Raw genomic sequence first — 17,180 nt, forward strand, 5'->3', positions numbered from 1 at the left:
CCGGCGAACCGCCACCCGGGAACGACAGAACCCCAGGTCGGAATGGATTCCGACCTGGGGTTCTGTGTCTGAGCCGCCTTCGGGATTCGAACCCGAGACCTACGCATTACGAGTGCGTTGCTCTGGCCATCTGAGCTAAGGCGGCGCCGCCACGCGCACCGGAGTGCGTCAGCAACGTCGCCAATCCTACACGCTCCACAGGGGTGCTCCGTACAGCCTTTATGACCAGGGGACACGCACTACGAGCAGCGCTTTCCGTCGGCCGGAGGGGTGCCGGTGAGCAGGTAGTCGTCGATCGCCCCGTCCACGCAGGCGCTGCCGCGGCCGTACGCCGTGTGGCCGTCGCCGTCGTACGTGAGGAGGTGGCCGGAGGAGAGCTGGGCGGCGAGGGACTTCGCCCAGCGGTAGGGGGTCGCCGGGTCGCGGGTGGTGCCGGCCACGACGATGGGGGCGGCGCCGTCGGCGGTGATGCGGTGGGCCTCGCCCGTCGCCTTCACCGGCCAGTAGCCGCAGTTCAGGGAGGCCCAGGCGAGGCCCTCGCCGAAGAGCGGGGAGGCCTTCTCGAAGTCGGGGACCGCCTTCTCGACCTCGGCCGGCGAGGTGAAGGACGGGGGCTGGTCGAGGCAGTTCACGGCGGCGTTGGCGAACATCATGTTCGAGTACGAGCCGTCGGGGTCGCGCTCGTAGTAGCTGTCGGAGAGGGCGAGCAGGCCCGCGCCGTCCTTGTGCTTCATGGCCGCGGTGAGCGCCTCGCGCAGCTGCGGCCACGCCCCCTCGTCGTACATCGCGGCGATCACGCCGGTCGTGGCGAGGGCCTCGCCGAGCTTGCGGCCGCGCTCGTCGCCGGTGCCGATCGGCTTGCGGTCGAGTGTGGTGAAGAAGTCCTTCAGGCGCTTGCTCGACGCGGCGGGGGTGCCGGTGCCGAGGGGGCAGCCGGAGCGCTTCGCGCAGTCCTTCGCGAAGGACTTGAACGCCGTCTCGAAGCCGGCGGTCTGCTGTTCGTTCATCTCGCGCGCGGGCAGCGAGGGGTCCATCGCGCCGTCCAGGACGAGCCTGCCGACCCGATCCGGGTACAGGCCCGCGTACGTCGCCCCCAGGAACGTCCCGTACGAGGCACCCACATAGTTGAGCTTCTCGTCGTCGAGCGCCGAGCGGACGAGGTCCATGTCGCGGGCCGCCTCGACCGTGGAGACGTGCGGCAGGACCCGGCCGGACGTACGGTTCGACGTCTCGCAACCGGCGCCGAAACCCTTGTAGGCGGCGGTCAGGCGGGCCCGCTCGGCCGTGTTGTCCGGGGTGACGTCGGTCTGCGTGTACGCGTCCATCCGCTTGCCGTCGAGGCAGGTGACGGGCTCGCTGCGGGCGACGCCGCGCGGGTCGACGGCGACCATGTCGTAGCGGGCGCGGACCTTCTCCGGGTAGCCGATGCCCGCGTACGACTGGAGGTAGCCGATCGCCGAGCCGCCGGGACCGCCCGGGTTGACCAGGAGCGAGCCGAGACGCTTGCCAGGGCCCGTGGCCTTCTTCCGGGAGACGGCGAGGTCGATGTCGCCGGCGGACGGCTTGTCGTAGTCGAGCGGAGCCTTGAGGGTGGCGCACTCGAATCCGGGCACGCCGCACTCGTGCCACTTCGGGGTCTGGTCGTAATACGGGGCCAGGTCGGCCGGCGTGGCGCGGGGCAGCGCGGCGAGCGAGGAACCCGGACTCCCCGAACTGCCCGACGCGCAGGCGGAGATGGCGGCGAGCAGCAACCCACCGGCAACGGCGAGCGCGGCGGGTCGGCGGCGTGGGGTGAGGGGGTGGCGCCAGGAGTACATCGGCCGAGCGTAACGCTCCGCGGGTGACTGGTCACATTGCGTATCGGCGAGGCAACTCAAGCCCCGCCGGCGATTGAGGCGCGGGGTCCGGGGCGGAGCCCCGATCTTTCCAGCCCCTGCGGCGATTGAGCAGCGGGGTCCGGGGCAGCGCCCCGTGGCGTGGGAACGGCTCCCGGTACCCGACCGCTACCCCGCGCGGAGCGCCATGGTCATCGCCTCCACCGCCAACAGCGGCGCCACATTCCCGTCCAACGCGACGCGACACGCCCCGATCGCCTCGATCCGCCGCAGCGTCGACTCCGGCGACGTACCCCGGGCGACCCGCTCCAACGTGTCCTGGATCTCGACGTTCGCCAGATCCACCCGCGAGCCGAGCTGCATCGCGAGCACGTCCCGGTAGACCCCCGTCAGCTCCGTGAGCGCCAGGTCGAGGCTGTCGCGCTGCGAACGCGTGCGGCGCCGCTTCTGCATGTCCTCGAGGTCCTTCATGACCCCGGCGGTACCGCGCGGCATCCGCCCACCGCTCTGCGCGCCGAGCGCCGCCTTGAGCTCCTCGGTCTCCTTGGTGTCGACCTCTTCGGCGAGCTGCTTGGAGTCCTCGGCGGCCGCGTCCACCAGTTCCTGCGCCGCCTTGAGGCAGCCGCCGACCTCCTCGACCCGCAGCGGCACCTTCAGGACCGCGGCCCGGCGCTCCCGCGCGCGCGGGTCCGTGGCCAGGCGGCGGGCCCGGTCGATGTGGCCCTGCGTGGCGCGGGAGACGGCGGCGGCGACATCCGGCTCGATGCCGTCCCTCCGTACGAGCATGTCGGCGACCGCGGAGACGGCGGGCGTGCTCAGGGTCAGCAGGCGGCAACGGGAGCGGATCGTCGGCAGCACGTCCTCCACGGAGGGCGCGCACAGCAGCCACACCGTGCGCGGCGCCGGCTCCTCCACGGCCTTCAGGACCGCGTTCGCCGACTTCTCGTTGAGCCGCTCGGCGTCCTCCACGAGGATCACCTGCCAGCGGCCGCCCGCCGGTGCCGTGTACGACTTGCGGACCGTGTCACGCATGTCCTTGACGAGGATCTCCGCGCCGACCGCGGCCACCGTCGACACGTCCGCGTGCGTACCGAGCAGCGCGGTGTGGCACCCGTCGCAGAATCCGCAGCCGGGGGCGCCGCCGAGCGCGCGGTCCGGGCTGACGCACTGGAGGGCCGCGGCGAACGCGCGGGCCGCGGTCTCCCGTCCCGCTCCCGGCGGACCGGTGAACAGCCAGGCGTGCGTCATCTTCGACGCGGCCGGGGGCGGGGTGTCGGCCGCGGCCGCCGTCACCAGGGCGTCCGCGTCCCGCGCGGCCGCGCTCAGCTCCGCGATCACCCGGTCCTGACCGACCAGGTCGTCCCATACGGCCATGCGGCCACCGTCCCTTGCTCCTGCCGATCCCAGCGCAACCCATTGTGCCGGTCACCACTGACATCACCGGAACCGTGCCCGGGCCTCGGGGCTCCGCCCCGGACCCCGCGCCTCAAGCGCCGGCGGGGCTTGATCTACCGGCGCCGGCCGCCCCGGTCGTCCTCGTCCTCGTGCCCGCCGAGCAGCTCGTCCGCAAGCGACGGCAGGTCGTCCAGCGGCGTCTCCTCCGCCCAGTCGGGCCGGGGCCGCCGCGGCCTGCCGTTCTCGTCGACCTGCGGCAGCTCCGCCGTACGTTCGTTGGACCCCTCCCGCTCGTCGCGGAAGTAGCCGCTCGGCACCCGGTCCGCCGGCTCGGACACCTGCGGGAGGACCGCCGTCTCGTCCGCCGCGCCGGGCGCGGGCGGCTGCGGCAGCTGCGTCGTCTCCTCGGCGTCCGCCGTGTCCCGGTACTGCGGCAGCACCGTGGTCTCCGCGGCGTCCGAGGAAGGCTCCGGAGCCTTGGTGAAGTCGACGATCGGCGTCGGCACCGTCGTCTCGTTGTCCGGCACCGCGTCGTCCGCGGCCGCGTCGTCCGGGGCCTCGCTCGGCAGCTCGACCTTGCGGAGGTTCGCGGTCGGCGCACCCGCGCTGCGCTGCGCCTGCTCCGCGGCCTGCGCCGCGAGCCGCCGTGCCTCCTCCGCGCGCAGCAGGGCCTCCTCGGCCTTGCGCTGCTTCTCCAGGCGCCGCTCCTCGGCCTCGGCCCGCAGCCGCGCCTCGTCCTCGGCCTGCTTGCGGAGCCGCTCCTGCTCGGCGGCGCGCGCCTCCTCCTCCGCCTTGAGGCGGGCCCGCTCCTCCTCGGCCTTGCGGCGCTCCTCCTCGGCGCGCTGCCGGGCCTCCTCGGCCTGCCGCTCGGCCTCCAGGCGCTGCGCCTCCTCCAGCTCGCGGCGCTTGCGCTCCTCCTCCTCGGCGCGCAGCTTGGCGAGCTGCTCCTGGCGCTCGCGCTCCAGGCGCTCCTCCTCCGCCTTGCGGGCGGCCTCTTCCTCGGCCTTGCGGCGCGCCTCTTCCTCGGCGGCCTTGCGGGCCTCCTCCTGCGCCTTGATCTCGGCCTCGGAGAGCGGAAGCAGCATGTCGAGCCGGTGCCGGACGACCGTCGTGACGGCCTCGGGCTCCTGCCCGGCGTCGACCACCAGGTAGCGGCCGGGGTCGCCCGCCGCCAGCGTCAGGAAACCGGAGCGCACGCGCGTGTGGAACTCCATCGGCTCCGACTCGAGCCGGTCCGGCGCCTCGGTGAACCGCTCGCGGGCGGCCTCCGGGTCGACGTCGAGCAGCACGGTCAGGTGCGGTACGAGTCCGCTCGTGGCCCACCGGTTGATGCGGGCGACCTCGGTCGGCGACAGGTCGCGGCCGGCGCCCTGGTAGGCGACGGACGAGTCGATGTAGCGGTCGGAGATGACGACGGCGCCGCGCTCCAGGGCGGGCCGCACGACCGTGTCGACGTGCTCCGCGCGGTCGGCGGCGTACAGCAGCGCCTCCGCGCGGTGCGAGAGACCGGCCGACGAGACGTCGAGCAGGATCGACCGCAGGCGCTTGCCGACGGGCGTCGCGCCCGGCTCGCGCGTGACGACGACCTCGTGGCCCTTGCCGCGGATCCACTCCGCGAGCGCCTCGGCCTGCGTCGACTTGCCCGCGCCGTCGCCGCCCTCCAGGGCGATGAAGAAGCCGGTCGCGGCCGGGGCCTGCACCGGGTCGTTCCCGCCGAGCACCGCGTCCCGCAGGTCGTGCCGCAGCGGCACCCCGCTGCGGTCGTCGGCCTTGGCGAGGACCAGCGCGGCGACGGGCAGCAGCAGCGCGCCCACGAGCATCAGCGTGAACGCGGCACCCCCGTGCGCGAAGACGAACTTTCCGCTCTCCAGGTGGTGCGGCCCGATCAGCGCGGCGAGCACCGGCGCGAGCAGCGCGCCGAGCGCGACACACACCCGTACGACGGCCTGCAGGTGCTCGGTCGTGCGCGCACGGCGGTGGTCCTCGGTCTCCTGGTCGAGCAGCGCGTGGCCGGTGTTGGCCGCGATGCCCGCGGTGACTCCGGCGATCGTCACGAGCAGGATCACGCTCGTCACGTCGGGCACCAGACCGGCCGCGAGCAGCGCGATACCGGTGAGCGCGATGGCGAGCGCGAAGAGTCGGCGCCGCGACAGCGGGGGCAGCACCTTGGGCGCCGTGCGGATGCCGACGACGGTGCCGCCGGTCAGGCCGAGCACGAGCAGGCCGAAGGTGACCGGGCCACCGCCCAGGTCCTTGGCGTGCAGCACGGACACCGCGACGGCCGCCGCGATCGCCCCGGCGACACAGGAGCAGGCGAGCACGAGCAGCCGGATCGCGCCGGTGCGGCCCTTGTCCACGGCCCCGCCGGTGCTGGGCCTGCGCAGCCCCTCCAGCGGCGACCGCGCGCGCGGGGTCTGCGTGTCGGGCAGTTCGAGGAAGAACACGACCGACAGGGAGGCGGCGAAGAGACCCGCCCCCACGTAGGAGGACAGCGCCACCTGGTGCGAGGCGAACCAGTCGACGCCCGCCGCGATCAGGTTCTGCACCAGGGTCACGAGGACGAGGCCGGCCGCGCCGAGCGGCACGGCGACGAATCCGGTGCGCAGCGAGAGCCGCCGCAGCGCGTCCGTGTGGTCGGGCAGCGGCCGGACGGCCGCGCCCTCCAGCGGCGGCGGGGGCAGCAGCGCGGGCGCCGCGCTCGCCTTGGCGACGGTCCAGAACCGCTCGGCGACGCCGCCGACGAACGCGGTCACGAGGAGCATCGCCAGCGCGTTGTCCGGCAGCCAGTCGATCCACAGGGGGGCGACGATGAGCAGCGCGGCCCGCACGCCGTCGGCGCCGACCATGGTCCAGCGCCGGTCGAGCGGCCCGCCCGGCGTCGTCAGCTGGGTCAGCGGTCCGAGCAGGACGGCGCCGAACAGCAGCGTCGACAGGATCCGCGCCCCGAACACGGCGGCGACGGCGAAGGCCACCCCCCGGTATCCACCACCGAAGGACTCCTCGGGGATGGCCGTCTGCACCGCCAGCACCACAAGGACGAGCAGCCCGATCACGTCGCCGACTCCGCCGACGAGTTGCGCCGACCACAGTCGCTTCAACTGAGGTACGCGCAACAGGGCGCGCACCGCACGCTCTCGGGAGTCCGCGACCAGGGCGTCGTCTGGGGCCGTGTTGGGGTCCGTTGGCTGCTCGGCACGGGTCATTCGTCCAGCCTATAGGGACCCGCTGACACACCGAAGGTGTGTTCCCGGTGAGAACGCCTCCCCGCACGGATCACGGGGAGGCACTCGTTCCGCCTGGCGGCCGACTACTCCGCGGAAGCCGTCTTCTTGGCCGCCGTCTTCGCGGTCGTCGTCTTCTTGGCCGCGGTCTTCTTCGCCGTGGTCGTCTTCTTGGCGGCCGTCTTCTTGGCCGCCGTCTTCTTCGCGGCGGTCTTCTTGGCGGGCGCCTTCTTGGCCGCGGTCTTCTTCTTGGCGGGGCCCTTCGCCCGCTTCTCGGCGAGCAGCTCGAACCCGCGCTCCGCCGTGATGTCCTCCACGGAGTCCGCCGAGCGCAGCGTCGCGTTGGTCTCGCCATCGGTGACGTACGGGCCGAAGCGGCCGTCCTTCACCACGACGGGCTTCTCGCTGACCGGGTCGGTGCCGAGCTCCTTGAGCGGCGGCTTCGCGGCCGCGCGCCCGCGCTGCTTCGGCTTGGAGTAGATCTCCAGGGCCTCTTCCAGCGTGATCCCGAAGATCTGGTCCTCGGTCTCCAGGGAGCGCGAGTCCGTGCCCTTCTTCAGGTACGGGCCGTACCGGCCGTTCTGCGCGGTGATGTCGACGCCCTCGGCGTCCTGGCCGACGACGCGCGGCAGCGACATCAGCTTCAGGGCGTCGGCCAGCGTCACCGTGTCGAGCGCCATGGACTTGAAGAGCGAGGCCGTGCGCGGCTTCACCGCGTTCTTCCCGGTCTTCGGGGTGCCCTCGGGGAGCACCTCGGTGACGTACGGGCCGTAGCGGCCGTCCTTGGCGATGATCTGGCGGCCGGTCTCCGGGTCGGCGCCCAGCTCGAAGTCGCCGCTCGGCTTGGCGAGCAGCTCCTCGGCGTACTCCACGGACAGCTCGTCCGGGGCGAGGTCCTCGGGGACGTCGGCGCGCTGGTGGTTCTCGGAGTCGCGCTCGCCGCGCTCGATGTACGGGCCGTAGCGGCCGACGCGCAGCACGATGTCGTTGCCGACGGGGAACGAGGAGACCTCGCGGGCGTCGATCGCGCCCAGGTCGGTCACGAGCTCCTTGAGGCCGCCGAGGTGGTCCCCGTCGCCGTTCCCTGCGTCCGCGGCGCCGCCCTGGCCGTCGGCGCCCTCACCGAAGTAGAAGCGCCGCAGCCACGGCACGGCCTGCGCCTCACCGCGCGCGATGCGGTCGAGGTCGTCCTCCATGGAGGCGGTGAAGCTGTAGTCGACCAGCCGGCCGAAGTGCTTCTCCAGCAGGTTGACGACGGCGAAGGACAAGAAGGAGGGCACGAGCGCCGTCCCCTTCTTGAAGACATAACCGCGGTCCAGAATCGTCCCGATGATGGACGCGTACGTGGACGGACGGCCGATCTCGCGCTCTTCGAGCTCCTTGACGAGCGAGGCCTCGGTGTAGCGCGCGGGCGGCTTCGTGGCGTGGCCGTCGACCGAGATCTCCTCGGCGGACAGGGCGTCGCCCTCGGCGACCTGCGGGAGGCGGCGCTCGCGGTCGTCCAGCTCCGCGTTCGGGTCGTCGGCGCCCTCCACGTAGGCCTTCAGGAAGCCGTGGAAGGTGATCGTCTTGCCGGACGCGCTGAACTCGGCGTCGCGGCCGTCGGCGGACGTGCCACCGATCTTGACCGTGACGCTGTTGCCGACGGCGTCCTTCATCTGGGAGGCGACGGTGCGCTTCCAGATCAGCTCGTACAGCTTGAACTGGTCGCCGGTCAGGCCGGTCTCGGCGGGCGTGCGGAAGCGGTCGCCCGACGGACGGATCGCCTCGTGCGCCTCCTGCGCGTTCTTGACCTTGCCGGCGTACGTGCGCGGCTTGTCCGGCAGGTAGTCGCTGCCGTAGAGCTGCGTGACCTGCGAACGGGCGGCCGCGACGGCCGTGTCCGACAGCGTCGTGGAGTCCGTACGCATGTAGGTGATGAAGCCGTTCTCGTACAGCTTCTGGGCGACCTGCATGGTCGCCTTCGCGCCGAAGCCCAGCTTGCGCGAGGCCTCCTGCTGCATCGTCGTCGTACGGAAGGGGGCGTACGGCGAGCGGCGGTACGGCTTGGACTCGACCGAGCGTACGGAGAACTGGGTCTGCTCCAGGGCGGCGGCGAGCGCACGCGCGTTCGCCTCGTCCAGGTGCAGGGTGTTCGCCGAGCCGGCCTTCAGCTGGCCGAGCGAGTCGAAGTCGCGGCCCTGCGCGATGCGCTTGCCGTCGACGGCGGAGAGCCGGGCGGTCAGCGTCGACGGGTCGGACGGGTCACCGGCGCGGCCGGTGCCGAACGTGCCGGTCAGGTCCCAGTACTCGGCCGAGCGGAAGGCGATGCGGTCGCGCTCGCGCTCGACGACGAGGCGGGTGGCGACGGACTGGACACGGCCCGCCGACAGGCGCGGCATGACCTTCTTCCACAGGACCGGCGAGACCTCGTAGCCGTACAGGCGGTCGAGGATGCGGCGGGTCTCCTGGGCGTCGACCAGCTTCTTGTTCAGCTCACGGGGGTTCGCGACGGCGGACCGGATCGCGTCCTTGGTGATCTCGTGGAAGACCATCCGGTGGACCGGGATCTTCGGCTTGAGGACTTCCTGGAGGTGCCACGCGATGGCCTCGCCCTCGCGGTCCTCATCGGTTGCGAGGAAGAGCTCGTCGGACTCCTTCATGAGGTCCTTGAGCTTCTTGACCTGCGCCTTCTTGTCGCTGTTCACGACATAGATGGGCTGGAAGTCGTGCTCGACGTCCACTCCGAGGCGGCGCACCTCGCCGGTGTACTTGTCCGGCACTTCGGCCGCGCCGTTCGGGAGGTCGCGGATGTGCCCGACGCTCGCTTCGACGACGTATCCGGGGCCGAGATAGCCCTTGATCGTCTTCGCCTTGGCGGGCGACTCGACGATGACGAGTCGGCGGCCGCCCTGTGCGGTCTCGCTGGTCGGGGACAACTTCGCTCTTCTCTCCGGTCGGCGGTTCGGGGCCGTGTCGATGGCTTGCTCCCGCGGGATCGTGCCGTTTCCGCGGTACTGCTGCGGAGTGTGACGGTACCTCCCGCCGGTGTGTCAAACGGGAAAAGCACGCAGCAGCCACTCGGAACGGTAACCCGACTCCTCGTGATCCTGCCCCCGGACCGGCAAGGCCCCTCCCCATTGCACGGCGGTCCCGTGCCCTGTCGCACAGCGGTCCCGTGCCCTCGGACCCGCCCGTTTATCCCTTCCTGACAAGATGGCGGACGGCTGGGGGAGCCCGCGGGAAGCCTCCGGCTCGTCCCCTCAGCATCACTATCCAGGAGCTTCCGGACATGTCCGACAGCAACCCGTACGGCCAGCCCCCCAAGGACCCGTCGGGCGGGAACCCGTACAACCAGCCCCCGGCCGACCAGCCGGGCCAGCCGTACGGATACCCGCAGCAGGGCTCGCAGCCCGGCTACGGCACGCCGCCTCCCGGCCAGCCCGGCCAGCCGCCGCAGGGCCAGCCCGGTCAGCCCGGCTACGGCTACCCCTACCCCGGCTCCGCCCCGGCCGGCGGCGGCGCGTACCCGCCCCCGCCCGGCCCCGGCATGGGCGCTCCTGGCATGGGAGCTCCCGGCATGGGCCCCGGCATGGGCATGCCCTACGACCCGGCCGCGCCCTACGGCTACGACCCGTACGGCCGTCCGTACTCGGACAAGACGAAGCTCGCCGCGGGTCTCCTCGGCATCTTCCTCGGCTTCTTCGGCGCGGGCCGCTTCTACACCGGCCACACCGGCATCGCCGTCGCCCAGCTCATCGTGTCGATCGTGACCTGCGGAGTCGGCAGCGTCTGGGGCCTGATCGACGGCATCATGATGCTCGCCGGCGGCAACGCCACCGACGCCCAGGGCCGCATGCTGCGGGACTCCTGACCCGTGCCCCGCGCCGCGTCCCCCACGGCCCGCCTCAGGAGCGCCCTCGGCGCCCCCGCGGCCGCCCCGCTCGGGGTACTCGCGGCAGGGGCCGCGGCGGCGCTGTACCTGTACGGCACGGACCCGCACGAGCCGGGCCACGTCCTGCCCGGCTGCCCCTTCCGCCTCGCCACGGGGCTGCTCTGCCCGGCGTGCGGCGGGACGCGGATGGTCTACGACCTGATGCACGGCCGGTACGCCATGGCCTGGCACGACAACGGCGCGCTGCTGCTCGCCGCCCCCTTCGCCCTTGCCCTGCTGGGGTGTTGGACGTACGAGGGGCTGCGCGGCCGCCGCTGGACACCGCCGGTCGGGGTTCGCGGCGCGGCCGCGATCCTGACCGGGGCGGTGGCCTGGGCGATCCTGCGCAACGCGCTCTGGACCTGACCTAGACCTGGCCGAAACACCACACGGCGAGCGCCAGGGCCCCCGCCCCGGCCGCCCCGGCGATCACCACCGACGTCACAGGGCGCGCACCGTACGCCACCGGCTCACGGTGCGCCGCGCGCGCCCCGGTCCACGTCAGCAGGCCCGCCCCGAACAATCCGAACACCGCGCCTGCGAACACCGCGGGAACACTCTCCATCGCCTTGCCTCCCCCAGCTACGGACCGATTCCGGTACCCAGGCGGGCGACGCTGACACGGGCAGCCGAACCCCGGATGAACTCCCGGGCGCCACAAGGCGAAGAGCGGCCGACCGGCTTCAGTCGACGGGCGTGAACGGCTCCAGGAACCCCTGCTCGACCAGCGTCCGGATCTGCGCGGGCGTGCGGTCGCGCAGCGACACCGGGTCCTCGCCCATGAGTTGGGCGATGGCGTCCAGGATCGTCCCTGCGCTCAGCGAGCCGTCGCACACGCCGGCGAACCCGGCCCCGACCGTGTCCACCTTCGTCGCCCGGCGCATCCCGCGGCCCTGCCGCAGCACGACGTGCTCCGGGTCCTCGGCGCCCGGCAGCCCGACCTGCTCCTGCACGACCTCGGCGGCCAGCTTGAAGTGCGCGCCGAGCAGCGCCGCGTCGTCGTGCGCCCGCAGCCAGTCGACCCGCTCGAAGTGCCCGCGCACGGTGTCGCCGAGCGGCTGCTCGACGGGGTGCGGCCACTCCTCGACGACGACGGACGGCTCGGCCGCGTCGGTCTTCCTCAGCGTGATCCAGCCGAAGCCGACGGCCCGCACCTTGCGCGCCTCGAACTCGTCGAGCCACGCGTCGTACCGCGCCGCGTACTCGGCCGGGTCGCCGCGGTGGTCACCGGCGTCCCGCAGCCACAACTCGGCGTATTGCGCGACGTCCTGCACCTCGCGCTGCACGATCCACGCGTCACAGCCGCGCGGCACCCAGGAGCGCAGCCGCTCGGTCCACTCCTCCCCCTCCACGTGCTGCCAGTTGGCGAGGAACTGCGCGTACCCCCCGTCGTTCAGGTGCTCCCCCGCCCCCTGAACGACCGAGCGGCACAGATCGTCCCCGCTCATCCCGCCGTCCCTGTAGGTCAGTCGGGCCCCCGGCGAGATCACGAACGGCGGGTTGGAGACGACCAGGTCGTACGTGGCGTCGCCCACGGGCTCGTACAGCGAGCCTTCCCGCAGCTCGGCCGCCTGCACGCCCGACAGGGCAAGCGTCAGCGCCGTCATGTGCAGCGCGCGCGGGTTCAGGTCGGTCGCGGTCACCCGCGTGGCGTGCCGCGCCGCGTGCAGCGCCTGGATCCCGGATCCGGTGCCGAGGTCGAGGGCCGAGCCGACGGGCGTCCGCACGGTGATCCCGGCGAGCGTGGTGGACGCCCCGCCGACCCCGAGCACGACGCCTTCCTCGCTGCTGCCGATGCCCCCGGCGCCGCCGACCGCGCACCCGAGGTCCGACACGATGAACCAGTCCTCGCCCTCGGGACCGCCATACGGGCGTACGTCGACGCTCGCCGCGACCTCGTCGCCCCCGACGGCCCGCAGCCACCCGCTCTCCAGGCACGCGTCGAGCGGCAGCACCCCGGCGACCCGCTCCCGCGGCGCGGGCTGCTGCAACAGGAACAGCCGTACGAGCGTCTCCAGGGGCCGCTCGCCCCTGGTGGCCCGCAGGGCAGGCACGGTCTCACTGCGCGCAAGCGCCGCATAGGCGGACGCCCCGAGCAGCTCGAGCAGCCCATCGGCGGTGAACTCGGCAGAAACAAGCGCGTCACGCAGGGACTGGGCGACGTCGTTTCGGTCAACGTTGGGCAGCGATACAAACGCGGAAGAACTCACCCGTCCATTGTGACGCTCCCACCGCTATGGGCAGCCGCTCCGCCCCGCTGTGGGCAGGCGTTCCGCACGGCGGAACGGGTGGGCACAGCCCCCGGTGCAGCGTCACGCAAACACGACAGCGCCCCCGGTGCAGCGCGGCAATGGCGCAACACCGGGGGCGCGAAAGGTCACCCGGAACCTAGGACCCCGAAGGCGTAGCGGAAGCGCTCTTGCAGCTCTCCTGCTTCGCCATCGCCTTGCCCACGTCCCCCTCCTCAAGGTTCTTGAGCGCGTCACTGCCGTCCTGGCTCAGCGTGTCCAGCTGGCCGGCGATGTCCTTGAGCCCGTCGGCGAACTTCGCCTGGTCGCCCGTGTCGAGCTTGTCGACCTTCTTCTTCAGGTCGGCGTACGACGTCGAGATCTTGTCGAGCTCCTTGACGGCGTTCTGCTGCTTCTTGTCACCGCCGTCGACCGGCGGGGCTCCCGCCTTGTCGACCGCGTCACCGATCGCCTTGTACGCGTCGGACATGTCCTGGAACGCCTGCGAGTCGGTCTTCTGGACCTGCTCGGGTTCGCTGTTGTCCGAGGTCTGCTTCTGGATCGCGGTGTTCGCGGCCTCGATCTTCTTGGCCTGCGGCTGGACCTTGTCGCAGACCTGCTTGGCCCAGGAGTCGAGCTTCTCGTTGCTGTCGTCGCTGCAGCCCGACAACGCCAGTACCAGTACCGCACCGCCGGACAGTGCGGCAGCAAGCTTCTTGTTCACCGGATTGGTCCCTTCCATGGCTCTCGGCCCCGGAACTTACACGCCACGCACACGACAATCGCACGCCGGGTGTCCTATACGACCACTTTATTGACCTTTAGCAGCCATTTGCACCAAGAGAGATAAGGCTCACTGAAACCGGAAGGGCCCGCCCCGCAGACGTAAGAAAACTACGCCAGAACAGACCGATGGGCGGACAGCCCGTCAAAAGAGGCTGTCCGCCCACCTGTTGTCACTCTGACGTGCACTCAGGTCACGTACGCATGTTCCTCACGTACGTGTCGTGGAGACCACGGCAGGATCCGACTGCTCCGGCACCCGTCCGGCCCCTTCGGGGTTCCCGTCCTCGTCCCCGCCGACCGCGATGCCGCGCCGCTTGGACATGTACACGGCGCCGACGATCACGGCGAGCGCCACGACGGCCACCGCGATCCGCACGCCCACGCTCGCGTCGTCCCCGTAGCTGAACTTCACGATCGCGGGCGCGATGAGCAGCGCCACGAGGTTCATCACCTTGAGGAGCGGGTTGATGGCGGGGCCCGCGGTGTCCTTGAAGGGGTCACCGACGGTGTCACCGATGACGGTGGCGGCGTGCGCCTCACTGCCCTTGCCGCCGTGGTGCCCGTCCTCCACCAGCTTCTTCGCGTTGTCCCACGCGCCGCCGGAGTTGGCGAGGAAGACGGCCATCAGCGTGCCCGTCCCGATCGCCCCCGCGAGATACGCCCCGAGCGCGCCGACGCCGAGCGTGAAGCCGACCGCGATCGGCGCCATGACGGCGAGCAGCCCGGGCGTGGCGAGCTCCCGCAGCGCGTCCTTCGTGCAGATGTCGACCACGCGTCCGTACTCGGGCTTCTCCGTGTAGTCCATGATCCCGGGGTGCTCGCGGAACTGCCTGCGCACCTCGTAGACCACCGAACCCGCCGAGCGCGAGACGGCGTTGATGGCGAGTCCGGAGAAGAGGAAGACGACCGCGGCGCCCGCGATGAGCCCGACCAGGTTGTTGGGCTGGGAGATGTCCATGACCAGGTTCATGGGCCCGCCGCCGCCGACCTTCTCGCCGACGTCCCGCGCCGCCGTGACGATCGCGTCCCGGTACGAGCCGAACAGCGCGGCGGCCGCGAGCACGGCCGTCGCGATGGCGATGCCCTTGGTGATGGCCTTCGTCGTGTTGCCGACGGCGTCCAGGTCGGTGAGCACCTGCGCGCCCGCGCCCTCGACGTCGCCGGACATCTCGGCGATGCCCTGCGCGTTGTCGGAGACCGGCCCGAAGGTGTCCATGGCGACGATGACGCCGACCGTGGTCAGCAGCCCCGTACCGGCCAGCGCGACCGCGAACAGGGCCAGCATGATCGACGTACCGCCGAGCAGGAACGCCCCGTACACGCCGAGCCCGATCAGCACCGCCGTGTAGACGGCCGACTCCAGGCCGATGGAGATGCCGGCGAGCACGACGGTCGCGGGGCCCGTCAGCGACGTCTTGCCGATGTCGCGGACCGGGCGCCGGGTCGTCTCGGTGAAGTAGCCGGTGAGCTGCTGGATGAGGGCCGCGAGCACGATGCCGATCGCCACGGCGACGACCGCGAGGATCCGCGGGTCGCCCGCCTTGCCGCTGATCGCCGCGTCCGTCACACCGTCGAGGTCGGCGTACTTCCCCGGCAGATACGTGAAGACGGCGATGGCCACCAGCACGATCGAGATCACCGCGGAGATGAAGAACCCGCGGTTGATGGCGCTCATCCCGGAGCGGTCGGAGCGGCGCGGCGCGACGGCGAAGATGCCGATCATCGCCGTGATCACACCGATCGCGGGCACGATCAGCGGGAACGCGAGGCCCGCGTCGCCGAAGGCCGCCTTGCCGAGGATCAGCGCGGCGACCAGCGTGACGGCGTACGACTCGAAGAGGTCGGCGGCCATTCCCGCACAGTCTCCGACGTTGTCGCCCACGTTGTCGGCGATGGTCGCGGCATTGCGCGGATCGTCCTCCGGAATGCCCTGCTCGACCTTGCCGACCAGGTCGGCGCCGACGTCGGCGGCCTTGGTGAAGATGCCGCCTCCGACACGCATGAACATCGCGATCAGTGCCGCACCGAGCCCGAAGCCCTCCAGGACCTTGGGCGCGTCGGCCGCGTAGACGAGCACGACGCAGGAGGCGCCGAGCAGGCCGAGTCCCACCGTGAACATGCCGACGACGCCGCCCGTACGGAAAGCGATCTTCATGGCATGGTGCGAAACGCTGGTGAGATCCTTTTCCGGCTCGCCCTCCGCCGGGGTCGCTTCTCTTGCTGCGGCGGCGACGCGCACATTGCTGCGCACCGCGAGCCACATTCCGATATAGCCGGTGACGGCCGAGAACACCGCGCCGATCAAGAAGAAGATCGACCGGCCCGCTCGCTGATTCCAGTCGTCCGCCGGAAGCAGCATGAGCAGGAAGAACACCACGACGGCGAATACGCCGAGGGTTCGCAGCTGTCGGCCCAGATAGGCTTTCGCGCCTTCCTGGACCGCGCCCGCGATCTCCTTCATCGAGTCCGTGCCCTCGCCGGCCGCGAGTACCTGGCGCACCAGGACCCCGGCGACGGCGAGCGCCGCGAGCGCGACGACGGCGATCACGACGACGATCAATCTGTTGTCGTCGGTCAGAACTGCGGCTGCGAACGTAGCAGGGGTAGAGGGCTCCGCCATTCGTCCTCCTTGACGCTTGGACTGAGCTCAAGATGTGGACGGATTGTAGGGAGCGGACCCTGATCAAAACAGGGCGCGGCAAACGGAATTGTTTCCTACCCAGCAAATGTTCGGTGAACCTCGCTCGGCAGGCGGCGACGGAATTACTAACCCCCTGAAGGCATTAGCGAAGATCCTTTATTGGCCGATTGGTTGATCGACCTCAGGAAATACCGAAGAGGCCCGGATCACCGTCTGGTGAACCGGGCCTCTTCGAAAGATCTCCGGGCAGCGCGCGAAGCGCTCGGCGCGCTAGGGAAGCGTCGCAGGCAGGGTCGGCCAACTCATCCGAATGAGTCCGCCGTCCGTGTCCGCGGTGACCTCGACATCGTCCACGAGACCGCTGATGACGGCGAGACCCATCTCGTCCTCACCCTCCGCCTCCAGGTCGTCCGCGGAGCCCGCGCCGTCGGCCGCCGAGGGAGGCACCGTGCGCGGCGCCTCGTCCCCGACCTCGATGGAGAACTGCTTCTCCTCCTCGATCAGGGCCACCCGCACCGGCGCCGAGATGCCGCTGCTCTGGTGCAGCCCGACCGCGCGGCTGCATGCCTCACCGACGGCGAGCCTGACCTCGTCGAGCACGGCCTCGTCCACGCCCGACCTGCGCGCCACGGCGGCCGCCACCAGGCGGGCCGTCCTGACGTGCTCGGGCAGAGGGCTGAAGCGGAGTTCGACAGTGGCCATGCATCCCCCTCGGACAGACGGGCCCACGGTTGTACGAGCGTGCTCCCGGGGATCGGCCGGCCTCGGCCGCCCGATCCCCTTGTCTCCGCCGGTGTCGCCACCGGCATCAACCGGATCAGTCGGTCGCCGAGACGGCTTCCTCGACCGAGGTGTGGATCGGGAACACCTTGGTCAGTCCGGTGATACGGAAGATCTTGAGAATGCGCTCCTGGTTGCACACCAGGCGCAGCGAGCCCTCATGGGCACGCACGCGCTTCAGACCGCCGACCAGCACGCCGAGCCCGGTGGAGTCGAGGAAGTCCACGCCCTCCATGTCGACGACAAGGTGGAAACTGCCGTCATTCACCAGCTCGACCAGCTGCTCGCGCAGCTTGGGCGCGGTATACACATCAATTTCGCCACCGACCTCGACGACCGTACGATCGCCGACGGTACGGGTCGACAGGGACAGGTCCACGG

The 17,180-nt window shown here is 71.3% G+C and carries 12 protein-coding genes and 1 tRNA gene; 2 read left to right on the forward strand and 11 right to left on the reverse strand.

Annotated features, from left to right (window positions below; genetic code table 11):
- Positions 1–71: 71 nt before the first annotated feature.
- The 5 genes from ACZ7L4_RS29995 to topA form a co-directional block, all read right to left on the reverse strand.
- Positions 72–145, reverse strand: a tRNA-Thr gene (locus ACZ7L4_RS29995).
- Between the two features lie 94 nt (positions 146–239).
- Positions 240–1,817: an alpha/beta hydrolase gene (locus ACZ7L4_RS30000; protein ID WP_472107522.1), complete on the reverse strand. Its 1,578-nt coding sequence runs from the start codon at positions 1,815–1,817 to the stop codon at positions 240–242.
- A 186-nt stretch (positions 1,818–2,003) separates the two neighbouring features.
- Complete coding sequence (locus ACZ7L4_RS30005; protein ID WP_450810283.1) at positions 2,004–3,209, reverse strand: DNA polymerase III subunit delta'; 1,206 nt, start codon at positions 3,207–3,209, stop codon at positions 2,004–2,006.
- Positions 3,210–3,343: 134 nt separating this feature from the next.
- Entirely contained in the window at positions 3,344–6,433 is a 3,090-nt protein-coding gene (gene tmk, locus ACZ7L4_RS30010) for a dTMP kinase (RefSeq protein WP_472107524.1), read from the reverse strand.
- Positions 6,434–6,537: 104 nt separating this feature from the next.
- Complete coding sequence (topA, locus tag ACZ7L4_RS30015; RefSeq protein ID WP_472107526.1) at positions 6,538–9,369, reverse strand: type I DNA topoisomerase; 2,832 nt, start codon at positions 9,367–9,369, stop codon at positions 6,538–6,540.
- Between the two features lie 353 nt (positions 9,370–9,722).
- On the opposite strand from topA, the gene ACZ7L4_RS30020 reads away from it, so the two are divergent.
- A complete protein-coding gene (locus tag ACZ7L4_RS30020; RefSeq protein ID WP_472107528.1) occupies positions 9,723–10,304 on the forward strand; it encodes a TM2 domain-containing protein in 582 nt (193 codons plus the stop codon).
- Positions 10,305–10,307: 3 nt separating this feature from the next.
- A complete protein-coding gene (locus tag ACZ7L4_RS30025) occupies positions 10,308–10,730 on the forward strand; it encodes a DUF2752 domain-containing protein (protein WP_472107530.1) in 423 nt (140 codons plus the stop codon).
- Between the two features lies 1 nt (position 10,731).
- Here ACZ7L4_RS30025 and ACZ7L4_RS30030 read toward each other — a convergent pair whose 3' ends face one another.
- The 6 genes from ACZ7L4_RS30030 to bldG all read right to left on the reverse strand — a co-directional run bounded on the left by ACZ7L4_RS30030 (position 10,732) and on the right by bldG (position 17,178).
- Positions 10,732–10,929 (reverse strand): hypothetical protein, encoded by a 198-nt coding sequence (locus tag ACZ7L4_RS30030; RefSeq protein WP_472107532.1) that lies wholly within the window; start codon positions 10,927–10,929, stop codon positions 10,732–10,734.
- A 118-nt stretch (positions 10,930–11,047) separates the two neighbouring features.
- Complete coding sequence (locus ACZ7L4_RS30035; protein WP_472107534.1) at positions 11,048–12,574, reverse strand: DUF7059 domain-containing protein; 1,527 nt, start codon at positions 12,572–12,574, stop codon at positions 11,048–11,050.
- A 178-nt stretch (positions 12,575–12,752) separates the two neighbouring features.
- Entirely contained in the window at positions 12,753–13,334 is a 582-nt protein-coding gene (locus ACZ7L4_RS30040; protein ID WP_472107536.1) for a small secreted protein, read from the reverse strand.
- Positions 13,335–13,586: 252 nt separating this feature from the next.
- Positions 13,587–15,998 (reverse strand): sodium-translocating pyrophosphatase, encoded by a 2,412-nt coding sequence (locus ACZ7L4_RS30045; protein ID WP_472107537.1) that lies wholly within the window; start codon positions 15,996–15,998, stop codon positions 13,587–13,589.
- Positions 15,999–16,289: 291 nt separating this feature from the next.
- A complete protein-coding gene (locus ACZ7L4_RS30050; protein WP_472107539.1) occupies positions 16,290–16,721 on the reverse strand; it encodes an ATP-binding protein in 432 nt (143 codons plus the stop codon).
- A gap of 115 nt (positions 16,722–16,836) precedes the next feature.
- Positions 16,837–17,178 (reverse strand): anti-sigma factor antagonist BldG, encoded by a 342-nt coding sequence (bldG, locus tag ACZ7L4_RS30055; protein WP_125514212.1) that lies wholly within the window; start codon positions 17,176–17,178, stop codon positions 16,837–16,839.
- Positions 17,179–17,180: the final 2 nt, after the last annotated feature.

The organism is Streptomyces sp. NPDC107575 (assembly GCF_055657265.1).

What these genes read in the sequence shown, in the direction of transcription:
- tmk (WP_472107524.1), bottom strand. Translation starts at nt 6,433, where the DNA reads ATGACCCGTGCCGAGCAGCCAACGGACCCCAACACGGCCCCAGACGAC.
- ACZ7L4_RS30050 (WP_472107539.1), bottom strand. Translation starts at nt 16,721, where the DNA reads ATGGCCACTGTCGAACTCCGCTTCAGCCCTCTGCCCGAGCACGTCAGG.
- ACZ7L4_RS30040 (WP_472107536.1), bottom strand. Translation starts at nt 13,334, where the DNA reads ATGGAAGGGACCAATCCGGTGAACAAGAAGCTTGCTGCCGCACTGTCC.
- ACZ7L4_RS30005 (WP_450810283.1), bottom strand. Translation starts at nt 3,209, where the DNA reads ATGGCCGTATGGGACGACCTGGTCGGTCAGGACCGGGTGATCGCGGAG.
- ACZ7L4_RS30045 (WP_472107537.1), bottom strand. Translation starts at nt 15,998, where the DNA reads ATGGCGGAGCCCTCTACCCCTGCTACGTTCGCAGCCGCAGTTCTGACC.
- ACZ7L4_RS30000 (WP_472107522.1), bottom strand. Translation starts at nt 1,817, where the DNA reads ATGTACTCCTGGCGCCACCCCCTCACCCCACGCCGCCGACCCGCCGCG.
- ACZ7L4_RS30020 (WP_472107528.1), top strand. Translation starts at nt 9,723, where the DNA reads ATGTCCGACAGCAACCCGTACGGCCAGCCCCCCAAGGACCCGTCGGGC.
- ACZ7L4_RS30030 (WP_472107532.1), bottom strand. Translation starts at nt 10,929, where the DNA reads ATGGAGAGTGTTCCCGCGGTGTTCGCAGGCGCGGTGTTCGGATTGTTC.